Raw genomic sequence first — 21,673 nt, 5'->3', positions numbered from 1 at the left:
TTACTGCGTCACGGGCATCGGTCGAAGCTGTGTTTGCGGCGTCGGTCGATGCCTCCTGGAGAACCTCATGCATTCCCTGAAACCCTCGCAGGTGCTCGGCGCCGTTGCCGCGTTGTGCCTGTCGTTTACGCACGTGAGCCTGCATGCCGCCGGCATGGTCCCGGAAACGCCGGTCGTAGTGATCGATCAGGCGTTGGGCGAGGCCATGCTCAACGTCAGAAACTCTGATGAGCTGCCAGCGTTGCTCTACAGCTCCATCGAACATATTGCCGAGGATGATGAACCGCTGCTGGTGCTGAACCCGCCAGTGGCGCGGGTTGAGCCCGGCAAGAGCCAGCAAGTGCGGTTTATTATGACCAGTACCAAGCCGCTGGAAACCGAGCGGCTCAAACGCGTGGTGTTCGAGGGCATCAAGCCCCGGCAAGACGCGAATGGCGCCCACGTCAGCCTGGGCGTGCGGCAAAACATTCCGGTCATTTTGCGTCCGGCCAATCTGCCCGTGGATCGCATGCCATGGAAGCAATTGGTCTGGTTGGTCGCCGGCAACCAGATCAAGGTGAGTAACCCGAGCCCGTATGTGGTGAGGTTGGCGAAATCCGCGAATCTGATCCCCGGCGGCGCCACTCTCGATCTGGGGCGCACCTACGTTCTGCCCGGCGAGGTCTTGACCCTGGCCGCGTCCTCGACGCTGGGCACCCATGTCCGACTGTTTCCCGCGACGACTTACGGCTTTGCGGTGGACAGTTACGATGCGCCGCTGAGCTTGCCGTAGTGCTTCGTTGCAGCGTTGCCCGTCGACTTTCGCTTCGTTTGGTCAGTGGCATTGTCCTAGTCATCGTGACCCTGGAAAAAGCCTGGGGCGAGACGTTCACCGAGTTCGATGGCTCGGTGCTTGAGGCGCGGGGTATTGACCCGGGTGTCGCCGAACATTTCCGCGCCGCACCACGTTTTCAGGCTGGTCGCAGCCGAGTGCTCTTGCAGGTCAATGGCACGACGTCGGGGCAAGTGTTGGCGACGTTTGATGAGCAAGGGCAGCTGTGCCTTGACGCTAACCTGCTCGATCACGCTGCCATTGTCGCCCCCCCGGATGTGCCCGAACGTGCCGATGTTGCGCAGTGTTTGCGGGCTGTCGATGCCTTGTTCGGAGCGCAAGTGCGACTTGATCCGGGCCTGCAACAGGTGTCGTTGCTAGTGCCCACCGATTTGCTGCTCACGCGGGGTCCCCGGCAAAGGTCCTGGGTCTCGGGGGCGCGGCGGGTTTGCTGAACTATGACGCGCTGGTGGTCTCAAGCTCGACTCAGGGGCAATCCAGCCAATTTCGGAACCTGGGTACCGAACTGGGGTTCAACGCAGGGGACTGGGTGGTGCGCAGCCGGCAAAACTACACCTCGTTTGATGGCGTGGAGCGCTTCGAACACCTGTATACCCAGGCCTCTCACACCCTGGAGCGCTACCAGGCTACGGTGCAACTTGGCCAGCTCAACATGAACTCACCGCTGTTCGCCGGGGAGCCATTTACCGGTGTGCAGATCCTGCCGGAAACGGCCCTGGCTCGACGCAGTAGCGAAGGTCTGGGGACCGGGACGGCGGTCGAAGGGTTGGCCTTTTCGCCTTCGCGTGTCGAGGTGCGTCAGAGCGGTGTGGTGATTTACACCATCGTGGTTCCCGCGGGGCCGTTTACGCTCCGTGACTTACCGTTGCTCAGCTATCAGTTAGACATCGAGGTCACTGTTTTTGAAGAGAATGGGGAGCAGCGGCAAATCCGCGTTCCGGCCGCCAACCTACGCCCCGCCACGGTAGGCGCCCAGCCCGGCTATGTTTTTTCGGCGGGCAAGGTTCGACGATTCACCTTTGATGATCGACCTGCACCGACTTTTCTGGCCGCGAGCAAAGACTGGCAATGGGCGACAGACACTCGGTTCAGCTCCGGGCTGATGGGTGCCAGCGACTATCAGTCCCTGGGCTGGGGCGTGCAGCACGCGTTGGCTCGCGGGACTGTGGCGAGTTTTCAACATTTGAGTTCGCGCACGCCAACGTCGGCGAGTGGTCAGGAACTTCAAGCGACCTTCAGCACAACGTTAGGCCCGAGTTGGTCCGCTAGCTTGACGATGAGCCAGCGTAATGAGGCATTTCGAACCCTCGCAGACACCGGGCTAGAGGCGCAGGCTCAGGACCCTTATGGCCGCGCCGAGCGTCAGTGGGGGCTTCGTTGAGTCATTCCAGCCGACAATGGGGCGCGTTCACCGGGACACTGGCGCGTTATGCCTTGGATGAGGGCCAGGACCGTTCGCGGATCAGCGCATCTTGGTCGCGGGTCTTCTCAGGGGCCAATCTGTCGTTGAGCGTGCAGCACGAAAGCGGCGGCAACCTGCCCGGTGCACGCGGGACTGGCGCGTACGTCACCCTCGGTTTGCCGCTGGGGAAAAACCGCCACGTGAACGCCTACAGCCGTCACGACAACGTGCGCGGGCTGCGCACCGGCGCCAGCTATAACGAGCAGGTCAGCGATACCCTGGCTTACCGCCTTGGTGCGGAACGTTCCAATACCGGTCAAATGGACATGAACGCGAGGCTCAGTGTGTTGCCGCGTTACACCAGTGTCGACCTCGGTTATTCCCGTAGCGGCGCTGGTGCTACGAGCTACGACCTCGCGCTGCGCGGTGGCCTGGCCATTCATGATGAGGGCCTGACACCGTCACCCTATCCGCTGCGTGACACCTTTGGCCTGCTCAAGGTTGGCGATGCTGCCGGGATAAAGGTCAGCACGCCGCAAGGCCCGGTCTGGACGGATGGCGGTGGGCGTGCAGTGGCTGCGAGCCTGCCGGCCTACCAGACCAGTCGTATCGAAATCGACACCGTCAGCCTGCCCCGTCACCTTGACGTGCTCAACGGCTATCAAGAGGTCGAGGCCGGGCATGGCGCAGTTCCGCGACTGGACTTCAGCGTGGGCTCGGTACGCCGGTTGATGCTCCACGTGCGTACAGCCGAGGGTGACTGGGTGCCCAAAGGCGCATCGGTTTTTGGTGACCAGGGCGAGTACCTGACCAGCGTGGTGGACGCCGGCCTGGTGTACCTGGCCGATGCACCTGACAAGGTTCGGTTGCAGGTGTTGCTGACCGATGACCAGCCCTGCCATCTGGAACTCGACACCGCCGCGCTTCCTGAAGCATCCATGCCTTACGAAACCGCCGAGGTGGTGTGCCGGGCGGGATAGACGACGCTCATTCAGTCTTCATCAGTCGGCGAGCGTCTCCGCCAAGAGTTTGATTGCCGCGGCGCCGACCTTGCGTACCGCGTCTTCGACCTGCGGTGTTGGCTTGGCGGCGTAGTTCATCCGCAGGCAATTTCGGTACTTGCCCGAGGCCGAAAAGATGCTGCCGACGGCAATCTGTACGCCTTGATCGTGCAGCGCACGATTCAGTTTCAACGTGTCGAAGCCTTCCGGCAGCTCGACCCACAGCATGAAACTGCCCTGGGGTCGACTGGCCCGGGTGCCGGCGGGGAAGTAGCGCGTGACCCAATCGATCATCACATCGCGATTGCGTTGGTACTGGGTGCGCATCCGCCGTAGATGCGGCTCGAAATGCCCGCCCTTGAGGAAGTCGGCGATGGCGATTTGGGCTTGCGGCGCCGTGGAGCCGGTGCTGATGTATTTCATATGCAGCAACCGCTCAAGATAACGGCCGGGTGCCACCCAGCCGATGCGCAATCCCGGCGCCAGTGTCTTGGAAAAGGAGCTGCAAAGCAGGACGCGGCCGTCCTCGTCGAAAGATTTGATCGTGCGTGGACGCGGGTAGGTGTAGGCCAGTTCGCCATACACATCGTCTTCGATGATCGCCACATCGAAGCGCTGTGCCAGGTTCAACAACGCGCGTTTACGCGCCTCCGGCATGATGTAGCCTAAGGGGTTGTTGCAGTTGGGGGTCAACTGTATGGCCTTGATCGGCCATTGTTCCAGGGCCAGTTCCAGCGCCTCGAGGCTGATGCCGGTGATCGGGTCGGTGGGGATTTCCAGGGCTTTCATGCCCAGGCCCTTGAGGGTTTGCATGGCGCCGTGAAAGCTTGGCGAATCCACCGCGACGATGTCGCCGGGCGAACAGATGGAGCGAATGCTGGTGGACAGGGCTTCGTGGCAACCGGTGGTCACCACCAAGTCGGCGGCGCTCAATTGGCAGCCGGAATCGAGCATCAGTCGGGCGATCTGTTCGCGCAGTTCGAGGTTGCCGTGGATGTTGTCGTAATACAGGCCGGGCATATCCTGGCGTCGACAGATCTGCGCGAGCCCGCGCAGCAGCGGTTTCATGGTCGGCGTGGTGATGTCTGGCATGCCGCGGCCCAGTTGCACCACGTCTTTGCGTGGCACGGCGCGGATCAATTCCAGCACCTGATCCCATTGGGAAATATCCACCGGGCGTTGCGCCGGGCGGCCAACGGCGGGCAGTTCCGGCAGATCGCGGCTGACCGGCACGAAATAACCGGATTTGGGTTTCGGTGTCGCCAACCCGCCGTCTTCGAGCACCCGATAGGCCTGCTGCACCGTGCTCAGGCTGACCCCGTGTTCGACACTCAACGCCCGCACTGAGGGTAGCCGGTCGCCGGGACGATAGAAGCCCTGTTCGATACGCGTGCCGAGCAATTCGGCGAGATTGACGTAAAGGGTCATGGCACTGCCTCGATACAGGTGATTCGGTTAACCCATACAGATGGGGCAAAAATACAGGATTCAGAGGGCTGAACAGTAATCTGTATTGAATTAATACAGATGCTTTGAATCTGTAATGCTTTTTGTCGCCCACGCATCATGAAAGCTCTGGCTACCCAAGTAAACAGGAGCAATCAAAATGAACGGCTTGAGCGATGTGCGGCTGACGTTACACAGTCAGGAACTGACGGCAGGGCAAATCAACGGCACCCGTGAGGCGTGCCTGCGCAACGCGCCGTCCTGCCTTGGTCGCTGGGGTCTGTTCTGGCATCGTCTGCACACGCGCCGGGTGCTGCTGAGCCTGTCCCCGGAGCAGCTCAGGGATGTCGGGTTGAGTCGGGAGCAGGCGTTGGAGGAGGGGCTTAAACCCTTCTGGAGGATCTGATAGCGACGGTGTTCTTTCGGCCCATTCGCGAGCAAGCCCGCTCCCACAGGGGATCAGCGGTAGGCACGCATCTTGTGCGCGCCAGAGATCAAATAATGAAATGGCTCCCCCGCCGCCCCCTGTGATCACCCACTAAGCTTTCACAGGGGGCTCATCGGAGACCGTTGCCATGAACAAAGTAGCTGTTGTCGCCATCGATCTGGGAAAACACACCTTTCATCTGCATGCACAAGATGATCGTGGTCATGAGCTTTACCGCAAAAAGTTTAATCGGGCGGCGCTCATCCAGCATCTGGCCAATCTCGACCCCTGCACCGTTGCGATGGAAGCTTGCGGCGGAGCCCACTTCATGGCGCAGGAAGTCTCAAGACTGGGGCATATACCCAAACTCATTGCTCCGCATCTCGTGCGTCCGTATGTGAAAAGCAACAAGAACGACTTCGCTGATGCCGAAGCGATCTGCGAGGCTGCAACTCGTCCAACAATGCGCTTTGTGCCGCCTAAGAATCAGGCTCAGCAGGCGCTGGCCATGCTCAACTCGACACGTGATTCGTTCATCAAAGAACGTACTGCTACCGTCAATCGGATTCACGCAGCCCTCCTGGAAGTCGGAATCAGCTTGGCCCCAGGCTTCAAGTCCATCAAAGATCTTCCAGCGCTGCTTGAAGCGCATCCACTTCCCGATTCCATCAAAAAACTACTGACCAGGCTGCGTGAGCACTTCAATTACTTGCACGAGCAGGTCAAGGCTTTGGATAAGGAAGTGGAGTGCCAAGCCGCTGAAGATGATCTGGCTGTTCGCTTGATGACGATGCCGTGTGTCGGCCCGATCACCTCCAGCGTCCTGGCTGCCGAGTTGGGCGATGGCAAACAGTTCAAGTGCGGCCGAGGCTATTCGGCCTCGATCGGGCTAGTGCCCAAACAACACTCCACGGGCGGAAAAACCGTACTTTTAGGCATCAGCAAGCGGGGTGACCGAAACCAGAGACGCCTGCTGATCCAGTGTGCCCGCGTCTATCTGATGCAGTTGGATCGACAGAAAGGAGCGCTGGCGGACTGGGTCCGACGGCTATGGGACAACCATCACTCCAATCATGTGGTCTGCGCACTGGCCAACAAACTGGCGAGAATCGCCTGGGCGATTGCAGCACACCACACCGAATTCGATGCGGGGCCAGGCGCGATGAACGCCTGACCCCGCTGTCACCCGAGCACCACCCACCTGGTTTGCGATGCTGGATAACAGATGACGTGAACGGCCAACCGGCCTGACGAAAACCCTGAGCTCCCACACGGCTGAAAGGCCGTCCAAGTAATTAGGATCGCCGGGCATCGATTCTCATCAAGGCGCGAATGGACCAACCTCCACTCAGACGCCGGATAGATGAAAGCAAGCCAAACACATCATCAAAAACAGTATTGCAGAAAAGGGGGGAACCATAGATGTGGGAGCGGGCTTGCTCGCGAAGGCGTCAGTAGTCGCACTATCAAACCAACTCTTTAAGCCGATGCCACAACATCCCCAACGCCAGCAACGGCGAACGCAAATGCCGGCCGCCAGGAAAGGTGATATGCGGCACCTGCGCAAACAGATCAAACCCACCACTGTGCTGGCCGCTGATGGCTTCGGCCAGCAACTGGCCCGCCAAATGCGTGGCATTCACCCCGTGACCGGAATAGGCCTGGGCGTAATACACATTCGGCTGGTCCTTGAGCCGGCCGATCTGCGGCAGGCGATTGGCGCCGATGCCGATCATGCCACCCCATTGATAGTCGATCTTCACCCCGGCGAGTTGCGGGAACACCTCCAGCATCTTCGGCCGCATATACGCGGCGATGTCTTTCGGGTCTCGTCCTGAGTAATGGCAGGCCCCACCGAACAGCAAGCGTCGATCCGCCGAGAGTCGGTAGTAATCCAGTGCCACGCGCTGGTCGCAAACCGCCATGTTCTGCGGCAACAACGCGTGAGCCTGTGTTTCGCTCAACGGTTCGGTGGCGATGATGTAACTGCCGGCCGGCAGCACTTTGCCGCTGAGTTCGGGGTTGAGGTCATTGAGGTAAGCGTTGCAACCCAGTACCAGGGTCTTGGCGCGGACCGAGCCCTGGGCGGTGTGAACCTTCACTTCGGTGCCGTAATCGATGCGGGTGACCGCCGACTGTTCGAACAGTTTTGCCCCCAATTGCTGCGCGGCCGCCGCTTCGCCAAGCGCCAGGTTAAGCGGATGCAAATGCCCGGAGCCCATGTCGATCAAGCCACCCACGTAACGGTCGGAGCCGACCACCGAATGCATTTCATTGGCTTGCAGCAGTCGGGTTTCGTAGCGATAACCGAGGCCGCGCAGCTCTTCGGCATCTTCGGCAAAGCCTTCGAGGTCGCGGGGCTTGTTGGCGAGGTCGCAGTAGCCCCAGGTCAGATCGCAGGGGATCTGAAAACGCTCGACCCGTTGTCGGACGATTTCCACCGCTTCCAGGCCCATGAGTTTCATATGACGCACGCCGTCGGCACCGATGATGTTGGCGAACTGATCAAGTCCATGGCCGACGCCACGAATCAATTGCCCGCCGTTACGCCCACTGGCCCCCCAGCCGATTTTGTGCGCCTCCAGCAGCACCACGCTGAGTCCGCGTTCAGCCAGTTCGAGCGCGGTGTTCAACCCGGAGAACCCGCCGCCGACCACGCACACATCCGCCATCAACTCGCCCTGAAGCCCCGGATGATCGGGCTGCGGCAGGCTGCTGGCGGCGTAATAAGAGGCGGCGTGGCGGTGATTCGGGGCCGGTTGCTGAACACGGGCGTTCATGTGCGTCATCCAGAGGCGTGTGTTTGAAAAAGTTGACGGAGCATAAGCCGGACCTTCCGGCACGGGCAACACTGGTCGGTTGCTGCTGTCTGGATCGGGGCTTTTGCGTCAGAATCCCGGTCTATTCCGCTTTTGGTCACCGCTTCGATGAGCTGCAACAGTCAGAAAATTCGTACCTTGCGCCAGCAGATCCCCTCGTTCGAGTGCGTGCCTGGCTGCCATGACTGCTGTGGGCCGGTGACCACTTCGCCGGAAGAAATGTCCCGTCTGCCGCGCAAGACCCGCGCCGAGCAGGATGCGGCGATGGATGAGTTGAACTGCGTGCACCTGGGGCCACAGGGCTGCACCGTGTATGACGAGCGGCCGCTGATCTGCCGATTGTTCGGCACCACCAAGACCTTGCCATGCCCCAATGGGCGCGGGCCGGTGGAGCTGATTCATCCGCGGGTGGAGAAGCAGATTCATGAGTACATGGCTTCGACGCGGCAGGTGTTGGTTTAACGGTTGTGTTCATTCAGCCAGACCGCATCGACGCCATCGCGAGCAAGCTCGCGATGGCGCCCGTTCAGGCGACTTGATCTCAATCCGGAATCGGCAAACTCAAACTCTCTTTCACCTCTTCCATCACGATATAGCTCTTGGATTCGCGCACATGCGGCAGTTTGAGCAAGATATCGCCCAGCAATTTGCGATACGAAGCCATCTCCGAAATCCGCGCTTTCACCAGGTAGTCGAAATCCCCTGACACCAAATGGCACTCCAGCACGTGAGGCAGCTTCAGCACCGCGCGTCGGAACTCTTCGAAAGTATCGCCGGATTTGTAGTCGAGGCTGATCTCTACAAACACCAGCAGACTACCCTTGAGGTGCTGCGGGTTAAGCCGGGCGTTGTAGCCCATGATGATCCCTTCGCGCTCCAGTCGGCGAACCCGCTCGGTACAGGGCGTGGTCGACAGACCGACCTTTTCCCCCAGCTCGGTGAAGGAGATGCGCCCGTCCGCTTGCAGGATCCGCAGGATGTTGCGGTCGATCTTGTCCAGCTCACGTTTGGTCTGAGTATTGGTACGCATAGGGGATGCGCCTCCGTGAAAAGGGTTTTTGCCGAGAATTGTCGCCAAATATAGGCACTTATATAGTGAAAAGCACTGGCTAATCTTTTTTAAACTGCGCACATCTTCGGTCTGAACATCAAACGTCAGCGGTACGCCGCGATGAGGGACACAAAAATGCGCGTTATGGTCTTGGGTAGCGGCGTCATCGGTACCGCCAGTGCTTACTATCTGGCACGTGCCGGGTTTGAAGTGGTGGTCGTGGACCGTCAGCCGGCTGCCGCCATGGAGACCAGTTTCGCCAACGCCGGGCAAGTCTCCCCGGGTTATGCCTCGCCGTGGGCTGCGCCGGGCGTGCCGCTCAAGGCGATCAAGTGGTTGTTGCAGCGTCACGCGCCGCTGGCAATCAAGGCCACTGCCGACATCGACCAATATCTGTGGATGGCGCAGATGCTGCGCAACTGCACCGCCAATCGCTATGCGGTGAACAAGGAGCGCATGGTCCGTCTGTCCGAGTACAGCCGTGACTGCCTCGACGAATTGCGCGCCGAAACCGGCATCGCCTACGAAGGCCGCAGCCTCGGTACGACTCAACTGTTCCGCACCCAGGCTCAACTCGACGGCGCCGCGAAAGACATCGCCGTGCTCAAAGAGTCCGGCGTGCCGTTCGAACTGCTCGACCGCGCCGGTATTGCTCGCGTCGAACCGGCCTTGGCCAGCGTTACCGACATTCTTGCCGGTGCCTTGCGCCTGCCGAACGACCAGACCGGCGACTGCCAGATCTTCACCACCCGCCTGGCCGAAATGGCCGTGAAGCTGGGTGTGGAATTCCGCTACGGCCAGGACATTCAGCGCCTCGATCACGCCGGTGATCGCATCAACGGCGTGTGGATCGACGGCAAGCTGGAAACCGCTGACCGCTACGTCCTGGCACTCGGCAGCTACTCGCCGCAACTGCTCAAGCCGCTGGGCATCAAGGCACCGGTGTATCCGCTCAAGGGTTACTCCCTGACCGTGCCGATCACCAACCCGGCGATGGCCCCGACTTCGACTATTCTCGACGAAACCTACAAGGTCGCGATCACCCGTTTCGACAACCGTATCCGCGTCGGCGGCATGGCTGAAATAGCCGGTTTTGACCTGTCGCTGAACCCGCGTCGGCGCGAAACCCTGGAGATGATCGTCAACGACCTTTATCCTCAGGGCGGCGATCTGGCCCAGGCGAGTTTCTGGACCGGTTTGCGTCCGACCACACCGGACGGCACGCCGATCGTTGGTGCTACACCGTTCAGCAATCTGTTCCTGAACACTGGCCACGGTACGCTCGGTTGGACCATGGCCTGTGGTTCCGGTCGTTTGCTGGCTGACCTGATGGCGAAGAAAACCCCACAGATCAGCGCCGAAGGCCTCGATATTTCCCGTTACGGTCACAAAATCCAGGAGTCCGCAAAACATGGCAATCCAGCGCCAGCTCACCAATGAACGCATGAGTCAGATCGTTGCCCACAACGGTACTGTGTATCTGGCAGGGCAGGTCGGCGATGACATGAGCGCCGGGATTGAACAGCAGACCCGTGAAACCCTCGCCAACATCGAGCGTTTGCTTGATCTGGCCGGTACTGACAAGAGCCACATACTGTCGGTGACGATTTACCTGAAAGACATCGATGCGCACTTCGAAGGCATGAATTCGGTTTGGGACAAGTGGCTGCCAAAAGGCGTTGCCCCTGCTCGTGCCACCGTTGAGTCGAAGCTGTGCGAACCGCAAATCCTGGTTGAGCTGTCGGTGGTTGCCGCGCTGCCGTAACGCGCTGCAACTACCTGTTAGTAACGATCCCTCTCCCGGTGCTGTTGGCGGTTCACGCCGTCAGCCAGCGCCGGTTTTTATTCCCATGACCGCCTAGAAGTCTGCCGCCATGCGTCCTGCTCGTGCCCTGATCGACCTCCAAGCCCTGCGTCACAACTACCGAATCGCCCGTGAAATCACGGGGGCCAAGGCCCTCGCGGTAATCAAGGCCGATGCCTACGGCCATGGTGCGGTGCGTTGCGCCCAGGCGCTGGAAGCCGAGGCGGACGGGTTTGCGGTGGCGTGTATTGAAGAGGCGTTGGAGCTGCGCGCCGCGGGCATTCGTGCGCCGGTGTTGTTGCTGGAAGGTTTTTTCGAAGCCGATGAGCTGTCGCTGATCGTCGAGCATGACTTCTGGTGCGTGGTGCATTCGCTGTGGCAGCTCGAAGCGATCGAGAAAGCCGCGCTGAGCAAGCCGATCACGGTCTGGCTCAAGCTCGATTCGGGCATGCACCGGGTTGGCTTGCATCCGGCGGATTATCAGGCGGCTTACCAACGGCTGCTGGCCAGCGGCAAAGTCTCGAAGATCGTTTTGATGAGCCACTTCGCCCGGGCCGATGAATTGCACGAGCAGTCCAGTGCCGAACAGGTCGCTGTGTTCGAAGCGGCACGCCAGGGTTTGTCCGCCGAGGTCAGCCTGCGTAACTCGCCGGCGGTACTCGGTTGGCCGCAGATTCCAAGCGATTGGGTGCGTCCGGGCATCATGCTCTACGGCGCCACGCCTTTCGAAGAAGCCAACGCTGTGGCCTCGCGCCTGCAACCGGTGATGACCCTCGAATCGAAAGTGATCTGCGTGCGCGAATTGCCGGCCGGCGAGCCGATCGGTTACGGCGCGAAATTCATCACGCCCAAGCCGATGCGCGTTGGTGTGGTAGCCATGGGTTACGCCGATGGCTACCCGCGTCAGGCACCGACTGGCACGCCGGTGATGGTCGCCGGGCAGCGTAGCCAGTTGATTGGCCGGGTCTCGATGGACATGCTTTGCATCGACCTGACCGATGTGCCGCAGGCCGGCCTCGGTTCCACCGTCGAGTTGTGGGGCAAAAACATCCTCGCCAGCGACGTGGCCGCCGCTGCCGACACCATTCCTTATCAGATCTTCTGCAACCTGCGCCGGGTGCCACTGCTCTATTCCGGGTCTTGAGGCGAAGCACGCCACGCCGGAAGTCGCCTCGCTGAACAGGATTCAGGCCCAAGTGTTGTAAATACTGAACGCTGTCGCCATGATAACGCTCAATATTTCAACAACCCTGAATCCCTGGAGGCGCAAGCATTGGACGTCGGTGAACGACTGCAATCCATCCGTAAGCTCAAAGGCCTTTCGCAGCGTGAGCTCGCCAAACGCGCGGGTGTTACCAACAGCACGATTTCGATGATCGAGAAGAACAGCGTCAGCCCCTCGATCAGTTCGCTGCGCAAAGTGTTGGGCGGGATTCCCATGTCCATGGTCGAGTTCTTTTCCGAAGAGATCCTGCAGGAAAAACCGACTCAGATCGTCTACAAGGCCAACGAGCTGATCGATATTTCCGATGGCGCCGTGACCATGAAACTGGTCGGCCGGGCTCACCCGAGCCGGGCGATCGCCTTCCTCAATGAAATCTACCCGCCAGGCGCCGATACCGGTGACGAGATGCTCACCCACGAGGGCGAGGAAACCGGGATTCTGGTGGAAGGTCGGCTGGAATTGGTGGTCGGGGCTGAAACTTTTGTGCTCGAAGCCGGCGACAGCTACTACTTTGAAAGTACCAAGCCGCACCGTTTCCGGAATCCGTTCGACGCGCCGGCGCGACTAATCAGCGCAGCCACGCCGGCGAATTTCTAAGAAAAGAGGCGTCCTGCCAGCACTGCCGAGGCGCCCGAGCAGTTTTACACCGCACAACAAGACCCCTTCGACTTTGGGGTTGTTTCAGTGTGGCGGGCTTGCCGTTATACTTGCGCCCGCCTGCGAACCGTGGCCGCGGGCGTGAATAGCCACCATTGAGGGTGAACGCGTGAACCTAATTATGAAAATGCTGGCTGCACCAGCAACTGTATTGGCCCTATGGGCAGTGAGCGCACAAGCTTCTACCACCGACGACATCGCCAAGCGTCTTGAGCCCGTCGGCCAGGTCTGTGTAACAGGTCAAGAATGCAAAGGGATGGAAGTCGCTGCTTCGGTAGGCGGCGGCGCAGCGAAAACCCCTGATGAAATCATTGCCAAACATTGCAATGCTTGCCACGGCACCGGCCTGTTAGGCGCGCCGAAAATCGGTGATGCCGCAGACTGGAAAAAACGCGCCGATAAAGAAGGCGGCACCGCTGCTGGCTTGGCGAAGGTTGCGTTGGCAGGGCTCAATGCGATGCCACCAAAAGGCACCTGCAGTGACTGCGAAGTGAAAGATCTTGAAGGCGCCATCCAGAAGATGTCCGGCCTGAAATAAGCCCCATTTTCAGCAAAAAGCCGCTTACGAGCGGCTTTTTTGTGCCTGCTGTTTTGTCCTGAAGTGAATGAAGATCCCTTGTGGTAGCGGGCTTGCATCGCGAAGGGGCCCTGGCAGTTGCCATCATGCTGACGGACACACCGCTTTCGCGAGCAAGCCCGCTCCCACAGGGGTCATCAGTGTTCGCATGATTTGGCTTCTGAGACTGTTCTTTGCAGCAAAGACCCGGCAAGCTCGGTCCAACCCCAATTCACGGAACGCGCGGGAGGATCAGATGGTGCAGTTATGTTCTATCGAGCAGGCGGTCGATGACGTACTGGCAAGGTTGCCGGTGCATATTCACATGGGCTTGCCCTTGGGTTTGGGTAAACCCAACCACTTCGTCAATGCGCTGTTCCAACGCATCGTGCAACTGCCCGAACGGCGGCTGACGATTTACACCGCGCTGTGCCTTGGTCGGCCTGCCTTGGGCGATGGCTTGCAAAAGCGCTTCCTCGAACCGTTTATCGAACGGGTCTTCGGCGACTATCCAGAGCTGGATTTCCTCGCCGATCTTCACAAAGATGACCTGCCAGCCAACATTCACGTCGAGCAATTCTTCATGCAACCGGGCAGCCTGCTGCACAGCGCCCAGGCCCAGCAGGATTACGTCAGCAGCAACTACAGCCACGCCGCCCGGGACATCAACGCCGCCGGCCTGAACCTGGTGGCGCAACTGGTGGCCAGCCATGCCGAACACCCGGACCGCTTGAGCCTGAGTTGCAACCCGGACATCACCCTCGACCTGTTTCCGATGATCGCCAAACGCCGGGCGGCGGGGGAGACGGTGCTGATCGTCGGCCAGGTGCACAACGATTTGCCCTACATGCCGGGGGACGCCGAAATCGGCATCGACACCTTCGACTTGCTGATCGACGAGAAGGACAACACCACGCTGTTCTCCACGCCGAATATGCCGGTGGGTTTCCAGGACCACTTCATCGGTTTGCACGCCAGTGCGCTGGTACGCGACGGCGGCACGCTGCAAATCGGCATCGGTTCCATGGGTGATGCATTGACGGCGGCATTGCTGGCACGCCAGGCCGATAACGCCGGTTACCAGGCGTTGTTGGCGGACTTGAATCTGAGCCAATGGGCGCAGTTGATTGATCGCGAAGGTGGCGTCGAGCCGTTCGCCAAGGGCTTGTACGGTTGCAGCGAAATGTTCGTCAACGGTTTGCTGGTATTGGCCGATGCCGGGATCGTACGGCGCAAGGTCTACCCGGACGTGGCAACCCAGCAACAGGCCAACGACGGCACCCTCGATGAAGCCGCGCAAACCGACGGCATCTCGGTGCATGGCGGGTTCTTCCTCGGGCCGCGCAGTTTCTATGAGCGCCTGCGCGAGTTGCCCCAGAGCAAGCGCCTCGAATTCAACATGACCCGCATCAGCTACATCAACGAGCTCTACGGTCAGGAAGAACTCAAACGCTTGCAGCGCATCGATGCACGGTTCATCAACTCCGCGTTCACCGTGACCCTGATGGGCGCCGGCGTAGCGGATCAACTGGAAGACGGGCGGGTGCTCAGCGGTGTCGGCGGGCAGTACAACTTCGTTGCTCAGGGCCATGCGCTGGAAGGCGCGCGCTCGGTGCTGATCCTGCGCAGTTGGCGCGAGTCGGGCGGTGAGGTCAATTCGAACATCGTCTGGGAGTACGGCCACTGCACCATCCCGCGACACCTGCGGGACATCGTCGTCACCGAATACGGCATCGCCGACTTGCGGGGCAAGAACGATGCGGCGGTGATTGAGGCGCTGTTGAACATCAGCGATTCACGCTTCCAGCCGGGGCTGATCGAACAGGCTCAGGCCGTTGGCAAGTTGCCGAAGAATTTCCGGATTGATCCGAGGTTCACCGACAACAACCCTCAGCGCTTGCAGGCCATTCAGGCGCGGCACCCGAACCTGTTTCCGGAGTATCCGCTGGGGTGTGATTTCACTGATGTGGAACGGGATTTGTTACGGGCGCTGAACTGGTTGAAGAGCAAGTTCAAGCTGACCGAGATTCTGGAGCTGGGTAAGGCTGCGCTGGATGCGCCGCAGCCTTCGGAATTTCCCGGGCATTTGGAGCGGATGCAGCTGACCAACCCGGAAGGCTTGAAAGAGGATTTGTTTCAGCGTTTGCTGCTCACCGGCCTCAAAGCCACCGCGCAATAAATGCAAACAGAAATCAAATGTGGGAGCGGGCTTGCTCGCGAAGGCAGTGTGTCAGTCGACATCAACATTGACTGATACTGCGCTTTCGCGAGCAAGCCCGCTCCCACATGGGTTTTGCGGTGTGGCTTTATTCGATGAAGGTCACGACGCCGCCGGCCAGCGACTGAACGCGAGCCAACGATTCAACGCGATAACCCTGTGCATCCAATTCCGCACGGCCACCCTGGAACGACTTCTCGATCACGATCCCCAAGCCAGCCACGGTCGCGCCGGCCTGTTTGATGATCGAGATCAGCGCTTGCGACGCCTTACCGTTGGCCAAAAAGTCATCGATGATCAGCACGCGGTCGCTGCTGGTCAGGTGGCGCGGGGAGATCGCCACAGTGCTTTCGGTCTTCTTGGTGAACGAGTAAACGGTCGCCGACAGCAGGTTTTCAGTCAGGGTCAGGGACTGCTGCTTGCGGGCGAAAATCACCGGCACACCGAGGTTCAGCCCAGTCATGATCGCCGGCGCAATGCCCGAAGCTTCGATGGTGACGATCTTGGTGATGCCCGAATCCTTGAACAGCGTGGCGAATTCGTCGCCGATCAGCTTCATCAGGGCCGGGTCGATCTGGTGGTTCAAAAAGGCGTCGACCTTCAAGACCTGATCGGAAAGCACGATGCCTTGTTCGCGGATTTTCTGGTGCAGTGCTTCCATGAAGCTTTCCTCTAAGGACGGCTGTGCGTCTAGGGCTGGTTAAAAAGTAGTCGATTCTAGCGCTTTAACATCGCGCGTATATCCGCCAATGCGGTATTGCCGCGAACGGCTTTGACTTCAACGGGGGTGTCGTCGTTGCCTTCCCAGGCCAGGTCGTCCGGCGGCAGCTCATCGAGGAAGCGGCTCGGCGCGCAATCGATGATTTCGCCGTACTGCTTGCGCTTGGCGGCGAAAGTGAACGCCAGGGTCTGACGCGCCCGGGTAATCCCGACGTAGGCCAGACGGCGCTCTTCTTCGATGGTGTCGGCTTCAATGCTGGAACGGTGTGGGAGGATTTCCTCTTCCATGCCCATGATGAACACGTAGGGAAATTCCAGGCCCTTGGAGGCGTGCAAGGTCATCATCTGCACACCTTCGGCGCCGTCTTCCTCTTCCTGCTGGCGTTCGAGCATGTCGCGCAAGACCAGTTTGCCGATGGCGTCTTCGACGGTCATCTCGCCTTCTTCGTCTTTCTCCAGGGTGTTTTTCAACGCCTCGATCAGGAACCAGACGTTACCCATGCGGTAGTCGGCAGCCTTGTCGCTGGAGCTGTTGGTGCGCAGCCAGTTCTCGTAGTCGATGTCCATGACCATGCTGCGCAGGGCCGAGATCGGGTCTTCGCCGGCGCACTGCTCGCGGACCCTGTCCATGAAGCGCTTGAAGCGCGACAGGCGATCGGTGAAGCGTGTATCCAGATGCTCGCCCAGGCCGATTTCGTCGGTGGCGGCGTACATCGAGATTTTGCGTTCGGTGGCGTAGTTACCGAGCTTCTCCAGCGTCGTCGAACCGATTTCCCGGCGTGGGACGTTGATCACCCGCAGGAAGGCGTTGTCATCATCCGGGTTCACGATCAGACGGAAGTAAGCCATCAGGTCTTTCACTTCCTGACGGCCGAAGAAGCTGTTGCCGCCAGACAGTCGATACGGAATCTGGTGGTGTTGCAGCTTCAGTTCGATCAGCTTGGCCTGATAGTTACCGCGATACAGGATCGCGAAATCGCTGTACGGCCGGTCGGTGCGCAAGTGCAGGGTCAGCAGCTCAACGGCCACGCGCTCGGCTTCGGCATCTTCGTTGCGGCAGCGGATCACCCGGATCTCGTCGCCGTGGCCCATCTCGCTCCACAGTTGTTTTTCAAACTCGTGGGGATTGTTCGAGATCAGCACGTTGGCGCAACGCAGGATGCGGCTGGTGGAGCGATAGTTTTGTTCCAGCATGACGACTTTCAGTGATGGATAGTCGTCCTTCAACAGCATCAGGTTTTCCGGCCGGGCGCCGCGCCAAGCGTAGATCGACTGGTCATCGTCGCCGACCACGGTGAACTGGTTGCGGGTGCCGATCAGCAACTTAACCAGCAAATACTGGCTGGCGTTAGTGTCCTGGTATTCGTCCACCAGCAGGTAGCGGACCTTGTTCTGCCATTTTTCGAGGATGTCGGCGTGTTCCTGGAACAGCTTCACCGGCAGCAGGATCAGGTCGTCGAAGTCCATCCGCGTTGAACGCCTTGAGCGTGCGCTGGTAGTGGGTGTAGACGATGGCGGCGGTCTGTTCCTTGGGGTTGCGTGCGTTTTCCAGGGCTTCAGCGGGCAGGATCAGGTCGTTTTTCCACGAGCCGATCATGTTTTTGATCTCGTCGACGCCGTCGTCGCCCGCGTATTCCTTCTGCATGATGTCGGTCATCAGGGATTTGACGTCGGTCTCGTCGAAGATCGAGAAGCCCGGTTTGTAGCCCAGCCGCACGTGTTCCTTGCGGATGATGTTCAGGCCCAGGTTGTGGAAGGTGCACACCGTCAGGCCACGGCCTTCGCCGCCCTTGAGCAGGGTGCCGACCCGTTCCTTCATCTCCCGCGCAGCCTTGTTGGTAAAGGTCATGGCGACGATGTACTGGGCACGGATGCCGCAGTTCTGGATCAGGTGCGCGATCTTGCGCGTGATCACGCTGGTCTTGCCGGAGCCTGCACCGGCGAGCACCAATAGAGGGCCGCCGACGTAGTTCACGGCTTCTTGCTGCCGGGGATTGAGTCGGGACATACGGAATCAGGGAGTCATTTGCGAAATGGGCCGGCATTTTAACAGGCTCAGCGAATTGTGCTGCTCTCTCCGACTTGTGACGCAGCACGCGATCTCTATTTGCCGGTTTTGGTACTTTCACGCAGGATGCGCGGGGGTTTTGCGTCTAATGTTCGTATTCCAGATACAAAACCGCGTTTGATAACCCAGGTCAGTTGGTCATTGGTTATCGGCGCGGCATAATGCCCGCCGCCTACATCATTAGCAGAGTCTAGGGAGCTAGCTTGTCTACGCCTGTCGAACCCTTGCGTTTGCTGCTACTGGCCGAAGAGCCAGCGTGGGCAGCGTTGTTGCGCGAGTGTCTGGCTCCAATGGGGAGCTCGGCAGTGCTGATCAGCGCGCCGAGTTGGGAGTCGGTCAGCAGTTTGTTCGAAGACAACCGCAGTGCGGTGTTGTTGACGATCCCGGCCCTTCAGCCTCTGCCTGGCCGTTGCAGCCTGCCGACGGTGATGTTGCTCGAACACGAGCCGCTGACCCCGCCCGACGGTGTGAGTGACTGGCTGGTGCGCGATATGCTCGACGCCGGCATGTTGCGCCGGTGCCTGCGCCATGTGCGCGAGCGCGGCGTGCTGGAAAACACCCTGCAACGCCTGGCCGAGCAAGACCCGCTGACCGGCATCGCCAACCGCCAGGGTTTCCAGACCCTGCTGGCGGCGCGTCTGGCGGAAAACGACGGCCGCGGTTTGGCCCTCGGCCACCTCGATCTCGATAACTTTCGTCATGCCAACGACGCCCTCGGCCATCAGGCTGGCGACCGATTGATCCTGCAAGTGGTCGCGCGGCTGAAAAGCCAGCTTGAGGCCGGCGATCAATTGGCCCGGCTGGGCAGCGATGAGTTCGCCCTGCTGATCGACACCCGCCGCGCGCCGCAACGCGCCGAATGGATGGCCGAACGCATTACCGAAGCGTTGTCCGAGCCTTATTGGGTCGACGGCGAGAGCCTGTTGATCGGCTCCAGCCTCGGGATTGCCCATGCCCGGGCCCAGGCCGGCGCCGACCCGCTGATGTGGCACGCGCACATCGCCATGCAGCAGGCCAAGAGCACTCAGGGCTGCACCTTTCACATCTTCAACGAACGCATCAACCGCAATGCCCGCAGCATGGCCGATCTCGAAAGCGAGCTGCGCCGGGCCTTGCGTCGCGATGAGCTGGAACTGCATTACCAGCCGCGCCTGAACCTTGAAGACGGCCAGATCGTCGGCCTCGAAGCGTTGGTGCGCTGGCGTCATGGCGAACGGGGCTTGCTGCCGCCGAGCGAGTTCGTGCCGCTGGCCGAGCAGAGTGGTTTGATCGTGCCGTTGGGTTACTGGGTGATTTCCCGGGCCCTGCGCGACATGCAGGCGTTGCGCGAACGTGGTTTGCCGGCGCTGCACATGGCGATCAACCTGTCGTTCCGGCAGTTTCAGGACAGCCAATTGTTGTCGACCCTCAGTCGCTTGATCATCGAGCGTGGCGTTGAGGCGCAATGGCTGGAGTTCGAACTGACTGAAACCGCGGTGATGCGCCGTAGCGATCTGGTCAAGCAGACCATGGATGCCCTCGGCCGACTCGGCGTGCGTTTCTCTCTCGACGACTTCGGCACTGGTTTCTCATCGTTCGTGCACCTCAACAGCCTGCCGATCACCTTGCTCAAGGTCGACAAGAGCTTCGTCGGTGGTATGGAGGAGCGCGAAGAGAACCGCAAACTGGTGCACGCGATGATCAACCTGGCGCACAACCTCAATTTGGAAGTGGTCGCCGAAGGCGTGGAAACCCCGGAGCAGTTGGACTTGTTGCGCGGCTTTGGCTGCGATCAGGTGCAGGGTTACCTGATCAGCAAGCCTTTGCCGTTGGCGGAGTTGGTTGAGTATTTGACCTTTGGCAGCAGCCAGCAGCCCGCCCTCGAAATCGTGAGTTAAACGCGAAATCTGTGGGACGGGCTCTTGTGGCGAGGGAGCTTGCTCCCGCTTGGGCGCGTAGCGGCCACAAAATCTTTGCGACTGCTGCGCAGTCGAGCGGGAGCAAGCTCCCTCGCCACACATGCCTCGCTCCTACAGGGATCTCAGTCAGGCTGGGCGACTTGGAAGCTTGCCCCTGACGCAGGCTCGCGCCGAATCATCCGCTTCATCTTCCACTCAAACGCCAGCGTCAAACTCACCGCCGCGCACGCCAGTCCCAGCGCCAACCCCCACCAGACGCCCGTTGGGCCCCAGTTCAGATTGAAGGCCATCATCCACGCGGCCGGCGCGCCAATCAGCCAATAGCAACCGAGCCCGACCAAAAACGTGGTCTTGGCATCCTTGAGCCCGCGAATGCAGCCCATGGCGATGGTTTGCGTGCCGTCGAACAGCTCAAACCACGCTGCCACCGCCAACAGGCTCACAGCCAGGTCGATGACCGGGCGAAAGGCCGGGTCGTTGTGGTCGAGGAACAAGCCAATCAACTGATTCGGCAGCAGCCAGAAGACCATGGCGAAGGCGAGCATCGAAGCGCCGCCAAAGGCGATCCCGACCCGACCGGCCAGCCGCGCATCGAGCAGTTGCCCGGCGCCGTAGTGCTGGCCGATGCGCATGGTGATCGCATACGAAAGCCCCGCCGGCACCATGAACGCCACCGAGACAATCTGCAGCGCGATTTGGTGCGCCGCCAATTGCGTGCTGCCCATGGTGCCCATGCACAGCGCCGCGAAGGCAAACAACCCGACTTCCACCGCGTAGGTGCCACCAATTGGCAGGCCCAGGCGCCACAGTTCTTTCAGGTACTGACGGTTCGGCCGTGACAGACCCTGGCGCAATGGGTAAGCGTCATACGCCGGGTGCCGACGAATATGCAGCGCCAGCGCCACGGCCATCAGGTTGGCAACAATCGCGGTCACCAGGCCGATGCCCACCAGACCCATTTTCGGCAAGCCGAACATCCCGGTGATCAGCGCATAGTTGAGCAGGAAGTTGGCCACGGTGCCGCAGAGGCTGATGACCATCACCGGTGTCGCCCGGCCGATGGCGCTGGTGAAGCCGCGCAGGGCCATGAAACTCAGGTAGCCGGGCAGGGCGAACGGCAGGAACGTCAGGAACAGCCCGGCGGAGTGGACGTTGGTTTCGGTCTGGCCAAAAAGCAGCAACACCGGTTTTAGGTTCCACAGCAGCAACCCCGCCACCAGCGCCATCAACCACGCCAGCCAAAGCCCGGCTTGCGTCAGTCGCGCCGCGCCAACGATATCGCCGGCGCCCTGACGGATTGCCACCAGGGTGCCGACTGCGGCGATCACGCCGATGCAGAAAATCGACACGAACGAGTAAGTCGCCGCGCCCAGCCCACCGCCGGCCAACGCCTCGGGACTCAGGCGCGCCATCATCAAGGTGTCGGTGAGGACCATCAGCATGTGCGCCAACTGCGAGGCAATCAACGGCCCCGCCAGCCGCAGGATGGCCCAGAGTTCGATACGTGCTGGATGCTGCATGGTCATCACGCTCCCTTATGAGATGAACT

At 60.3% G+C, this 21,673-nt stretch carries 19 protein-coding genes and 1 pseudogene; 14 read left to right on the top strand and 6 right to left on the bottom strand.

All coding sequences use genetic code 11. From position 1 onward, the window contains the following. The first annotated feature begins 67 nt into the window (after window positions 1-67). Genes RHM58_RS07280 through RHM58_RS07265 form a run of 4 tightly spaced genes read left to right on the top strand, consistent with a single transcriptional unit; the run spans window position 68 to window position 3,214 of the window. Window positions 68-772, top strand: a complete 705-nt coding sequence (locus RHM58_RS07280; RefSeq protein ID WP_322269959.1) for a fimbria/pilus chaperone family protein — start codon at window positions 68-70, stop codon at window positions 770-772. After that, window positions 772-1,266, top strand: a complete 495-nt coding sequence (locus tag RHM58_RS07275; protein WP_322269958.1) for a FimD/PapC N-terminal domain-containing protein — start codon at window positions 772-774, stop codon at window positions 1,264-1,266. Before RHM58_RS07280 ends, RHM58_RS07275 begins: the two co-directional genes overlap by 1 nt. Then, window positions 1,260-2,213 (top strand): fimbria/pilus outer membrane usher protein, encoded by a 954-nt coding sequence (locus RHM58_RS07270; RefSeq protein ID WP_322269956.1) that lies wholly within the window; start codon window positions 1,260-1,262, stop codon window positions 2,211-2,213. Before RHM58_RS07275 ends, RHM58_RS07270 begins: the two co-directional genes overlap by 7 nt. Then, window positions 2,210-3,214: a fimbria/pilus outer membrane usher protein gene (locus RHM58_RS07265; RefSeq protein ID WP_322269955.1), complete on the top strand. Its 1,005-nt coding sequence runs from the start codon at window positions 2,210-2,212 to the stop codon at window positions 3,212-3,214. The genes RHM58_RS07270 and RHM58_RS07265 overlap by 4 nt, the downstream gene beginning before the upstream one ends. A 21-nt stretch (window positions 3,215-3,235) precedes the next feature. Here RHM58_RS07265 and RHM58_RS07260 read toward each other — a convergent pair whose 3' ends face one another. Continuing rightward, complete coding sequence (locus tag RHM58_RS07260) at window positions 3,236-4,663, bottom strand: PLP-dependent aminotransferase family protein (RefSeq protein WP_201255313.1); 1,428 nt, start codon at window positions 4,661-4,663, stop codon at window positions 3,236-3,238. Window positions 4,664-4,841: 178 nt separating this feature from the next. On the opposite strand from RHM58_RS07260, the gene RHM58_RS07255 reads away from it, so the two are divergent. Beyond that, window positions 4,842-5,087 carry a DUF1127 domain-containing protein gene (locus tag RHM58_RS07255; RefSeq protein WP_201198899.1) on the top strand — a complete coding sequence of 82 codons (246 nt, stop codon included), beginning with the start codon at window positions 4,842-4,844 and terminating at the stop codon, window positions 5,085-5,087. Between the two features lie 169 nt (window positions 5,088-5,256). Next, complete coding sequence (locus RHM58_RS07250) at window positions 5,257-6,282, top strand: IS110 family transposase (RefSeq protein ID WP_322267881.1); 1,026 nt, start codon at window positions 5,257-5,259, stop codon at window positions 6,280-6,282. A gap of 292 nt (window positions 6,283-6,574) precedes the next feature. On the opposite strand, the gene RHM58_RS07245 is transcribed toward RHM58_RS07250, so the two are convergent. Further along, a complete protein-coding gene (locus tag RHM58_RS07245) occupies window positions 6,575-7,888 on the bottom strand; it encodes an NAD(P)/FAD-dependent oxidoreductase (protein WP_322269953.1) in 1,314 nt (437 codons plus the stop codon). 147 nt (window positions 7,889-8,035) lie between these two features. Here RHM58_RS07245 and RHM58_RS07240 point away from each other — a divergent pair, with 147 nt between their 5' ends. Continuing rightward, complete coding sequence (locus RHM58_RS07240; RefSeq protein WP_201198895.1) at window positions 8,036-8,389, top strand: YkgJ family cysteine cluster protein; 354 nt, start codon at window positions 8,036-8,038, stop codon at window positions 8,387-8,389. Between the two features lie 79 nt (window positions 8,390-8,468). On the opposite strand, the gene RHM58_RS07235 is transcribed toward RHM58_RS07240, so the two are convergent. Beyond that, window positions 8,469-8,957, bottom strand: a complete 489-nt coding sequence (locus tag RHM58_RS07235; protein WP_003177284.1) for an Lrp/AsnC ligand binding domain-containing protein — start codon at window positions 8,955-8,957, stop codon at window positions 8,469-8,471. Window positions 8,958-9,113: 156 nt separating this feature from the next. On the opposite strand from RHM58_RS07235, the gene dadA reads away from it, so the two are divergent. The 6 genes from dadA (at window position 9,114) to RHM58_RS07205 (ending at window position 15,399) form a co-directional block, all read left to right on the top strand. Beyond that, the gene (dadA, locus tag RHM58_RS07230) at window positions 9,114-10,418 is read left to right on the top strand and encodes a D-amino acid dehydrogenase (RefSeq protein WP_201198893.1); all 1,305 of its coding nucleotides are present in this window, start codon (window positions 9,114-9,116) and stop codon (window positions 10,416-10,418) included. Then, complete coding sequence (locus RHM58_RS07225) at window positions 10,390-10,743, top strand: RidA family protein (protein WP_201198887.1); 354 nt, start codon at window positions 10,390-10,392, stop codon at window positions 10,741-10,743. Before dadA ends, RHM58_RS07225 begins: the two co-directional genes overlap by 29 nt. A gap of 109 nt (window positions 10,744-10,852) precedes the next feature. After that, complete coding sequence (gene alr / locus RHM58_RS07220; RefSeq protein ID WP_201198886.1) at window positions 10,853-11,926, top strand: alanine racemase; 1,074 nt, start codon at window positions 10,853-10,855, stop codon at window positions 11,924-11,926. A 129-nt stretch (window positions 11,927-12,055) separates the two neighbouring features. Next, window positions 12,056-12,604, top strand: a complete 549-nt coding sequence (locus RHM58_RS07215; protein WP_047226150.1) for a cupin domain-containing protein — start codon at window positions 12,056-12,058, stop codon at window positions 12,602-12,604. A 181-nt stretch (window positions 12,605-12,785) separates the two neighbouring features. Next, window positions 12,786-13,202, top strand: coding sequence for a c-type cytochrome (locus tag RHM58_RS07210; RefSeq protein WP_201198885.1), 417 nt, complete (start codon window positions 12,786-12,788; stop codon window positions 13,200-13,202). A 274-nt stretch (window positions 13,203-13,476) separates the two neighbouring features. Then, a complete protein-coding gene (locus RHM58_RS07205) occupies window positions 13,477-15,399 on the top strand; it encodes an acetyl-CoA hydrolase/transferase C-terminal domain-containing protein (protein ID WP_322269951.1) in 1,923 nt (640 codons plus the stop codon). A 127-nt stretch (window positions 15,400-15,526) separates the two neighbouring features. On the opposite strand, the gene RHM58_RS07200 is transcribed toward RHM58_RS07205, so the two are convergent. Both RHM58_RS07200 and rep read right to left on the bottom strand, forming a co-directional pair. Then, window positions 15,527-16,099, bottom strand: a complete 573-nt coding sequence (locus tag RHM58_RS07200) for a xanthine phosphoribosyltransferase (RefSeq protein WP_201198882.1) — start codon at window positions 16,097-16,099, stop codon at window positions 15,527-15,529. A 56-nt stretch (window positions 16,100-16,155) separates the two neighbouring features. Then, a pseudogene (gene rep, locus RHM58_RS07195) lies at window positions 16,156-18,166 on the bottom strand (DNA helicase Rep). Between the two features lie 263 nt (window positions 18,167-18,429). Between rep and RHM58_RS07190 the strand changes: the two are divergent. Further along, entirely contained in the window at window positions 18,430-20,103 is a 1,674-nt protein-coding gene (locus RHM58_RS07190; RefSeq protein ID WP_201198880.1) for a putative bifunctional diguanylate cyclase/phosphodiesterase, read from the top strand. Between the two features lie 143 nt (window positions 20,104-20,246). Here the strand turns inward: RHM58_RS07190 and RHM58_RS07185 are convergent, their stop codons facing one another. Next, window positions 20,247-21,644, bottom strand: coding sequence for a NorM family multidrug efflux MATE transporter (locus tag RHM58_RS07185; RefSeq protein WP_201198879.1), 1,398 nt, complete (start codon window positions 21,642-21,644; stop codon window positions 20,247-20,249). Between the last annotated feature and the right edge of the window lie 29 nt (window positions 21,645-21,673).

The sequence above is a fragment of the Pseudomonas sp. 10S4 genome (assembly GCF_034344865.1).
Lineage (GTDB): Bacteria > Pseudomonadota > Gammaproteobacteria > Pseudomonadales > Pseudomonadaceae > Aquipseudomonas.
This window is presented reverse-complemented; position numbering and strand designations above follow the sequence as displayed.

What these genes read in the sequence shown, in the direction of transcription:
- alr (WP_201198886.1), top strand. Translation starts at nt 10,853, where the DNA reads ATGCGTCCTGCTCGTGCCCTGATCGACCTCCAAGCCCTGCGTCACAAC.
- RHM58_RS07280 (WP_322269959.1), top strand. Translation starts at nt 68, where the DNA reads ATGCATTCCCTGAAACCCTCGCAGGTGCTCGGCGCCGTTGCCGCGTTG.
- RHM58_RS07210 (WP_201198885.1), top strand. Translation starts at nt 12,786, where the DNA reads ATGAAAATGCTGGCTGCACCAGCAACTGTATTGGCCCTATGGGCAGTG.
- RHM58_RS07235 (WP_003177284.1), bottom strand. Translation starts at nt 8,957, where the DNA reads ATGCGTACCAATACTCAGACCAAACGTGAGCTGGACAAGATCGACCGC.
- RHM58_RS07225 (WP_201198887.1), top strand. Translation starts at nt 10,390, where the DNA reads ATGGCAATCCAGCGCCAGCTCACCAATGAACGCATGAGTCAGATCGTT.
- RHM58_RS07185 (WP_201198879.1), bottom strand. Translation starts at nt 21,644, where the DNA reads ATGCAGCATCCAGCACGTATCGAACTCTGGGCCATCCTGCGGCTGGCG.
- RHM58_RS07200 (WP_201198882.1), bottom strand. Translation starts at nt 16,099, where the DNA reads ATGGAAGCACTGCACCAGAAAATCCGCGAACAAGGCATCGTGCTTTCC.
- RHM58_RS07205 (WP_322269951.1), top strand. Translation starts at nt 13,477, where the DNA reads ATGGTGCAGTTATGTTCTATCGAGCAGGCGGTCGATGACGTACTGGCA.
- RHM58_RS07245 (WP_322269953.1), bottom strand. Translation starts at nt 7,888, where the DNA reads ATGAACGCCCGTGTTCAGCAACCGGCCCCGAATCACCGCCACGCCGCC.
- RHM58_RS07250 (WP_322267881.1), top strand. Translation starts at nt 5,257, where the DNA reads ATGAACAAAGTAGCTGTTGTCGCCATCGATCTGGGAAAACACACCTTT.
- RHM58_RS07255 (WP_201198899.1), top strand. Translation starts at nt 4,842, where the DNA reads ATGAACGGCTTGAGCGATGTGCGGCTGACGTTACACAGTCAGGAACTG.
- dadA (WP_201198893.1), top strand. Translation starts at nt 9,114, where the DNA reads ATGCGCGTTATGGTCTTGGGTAGCGGCGTCATCGGTACCGCCAGTGCT.
- RHM58_RS07240 (WP_201198895.1), top strand. Translation starts at nt 8,036, where the DNA reads ATGAGCTGCAACAGTCAGAAAATTCGTACCTTGCGCCAGCAGATCCCC.
- RHM58_RS07260 (WP_201255313.1), bottom strand. Translation starts at nt 4,663, where the DNA reads ATGACCCTTTACGTCAATCTCGCCGAATTGCTCGGCACGCGTATCGAA.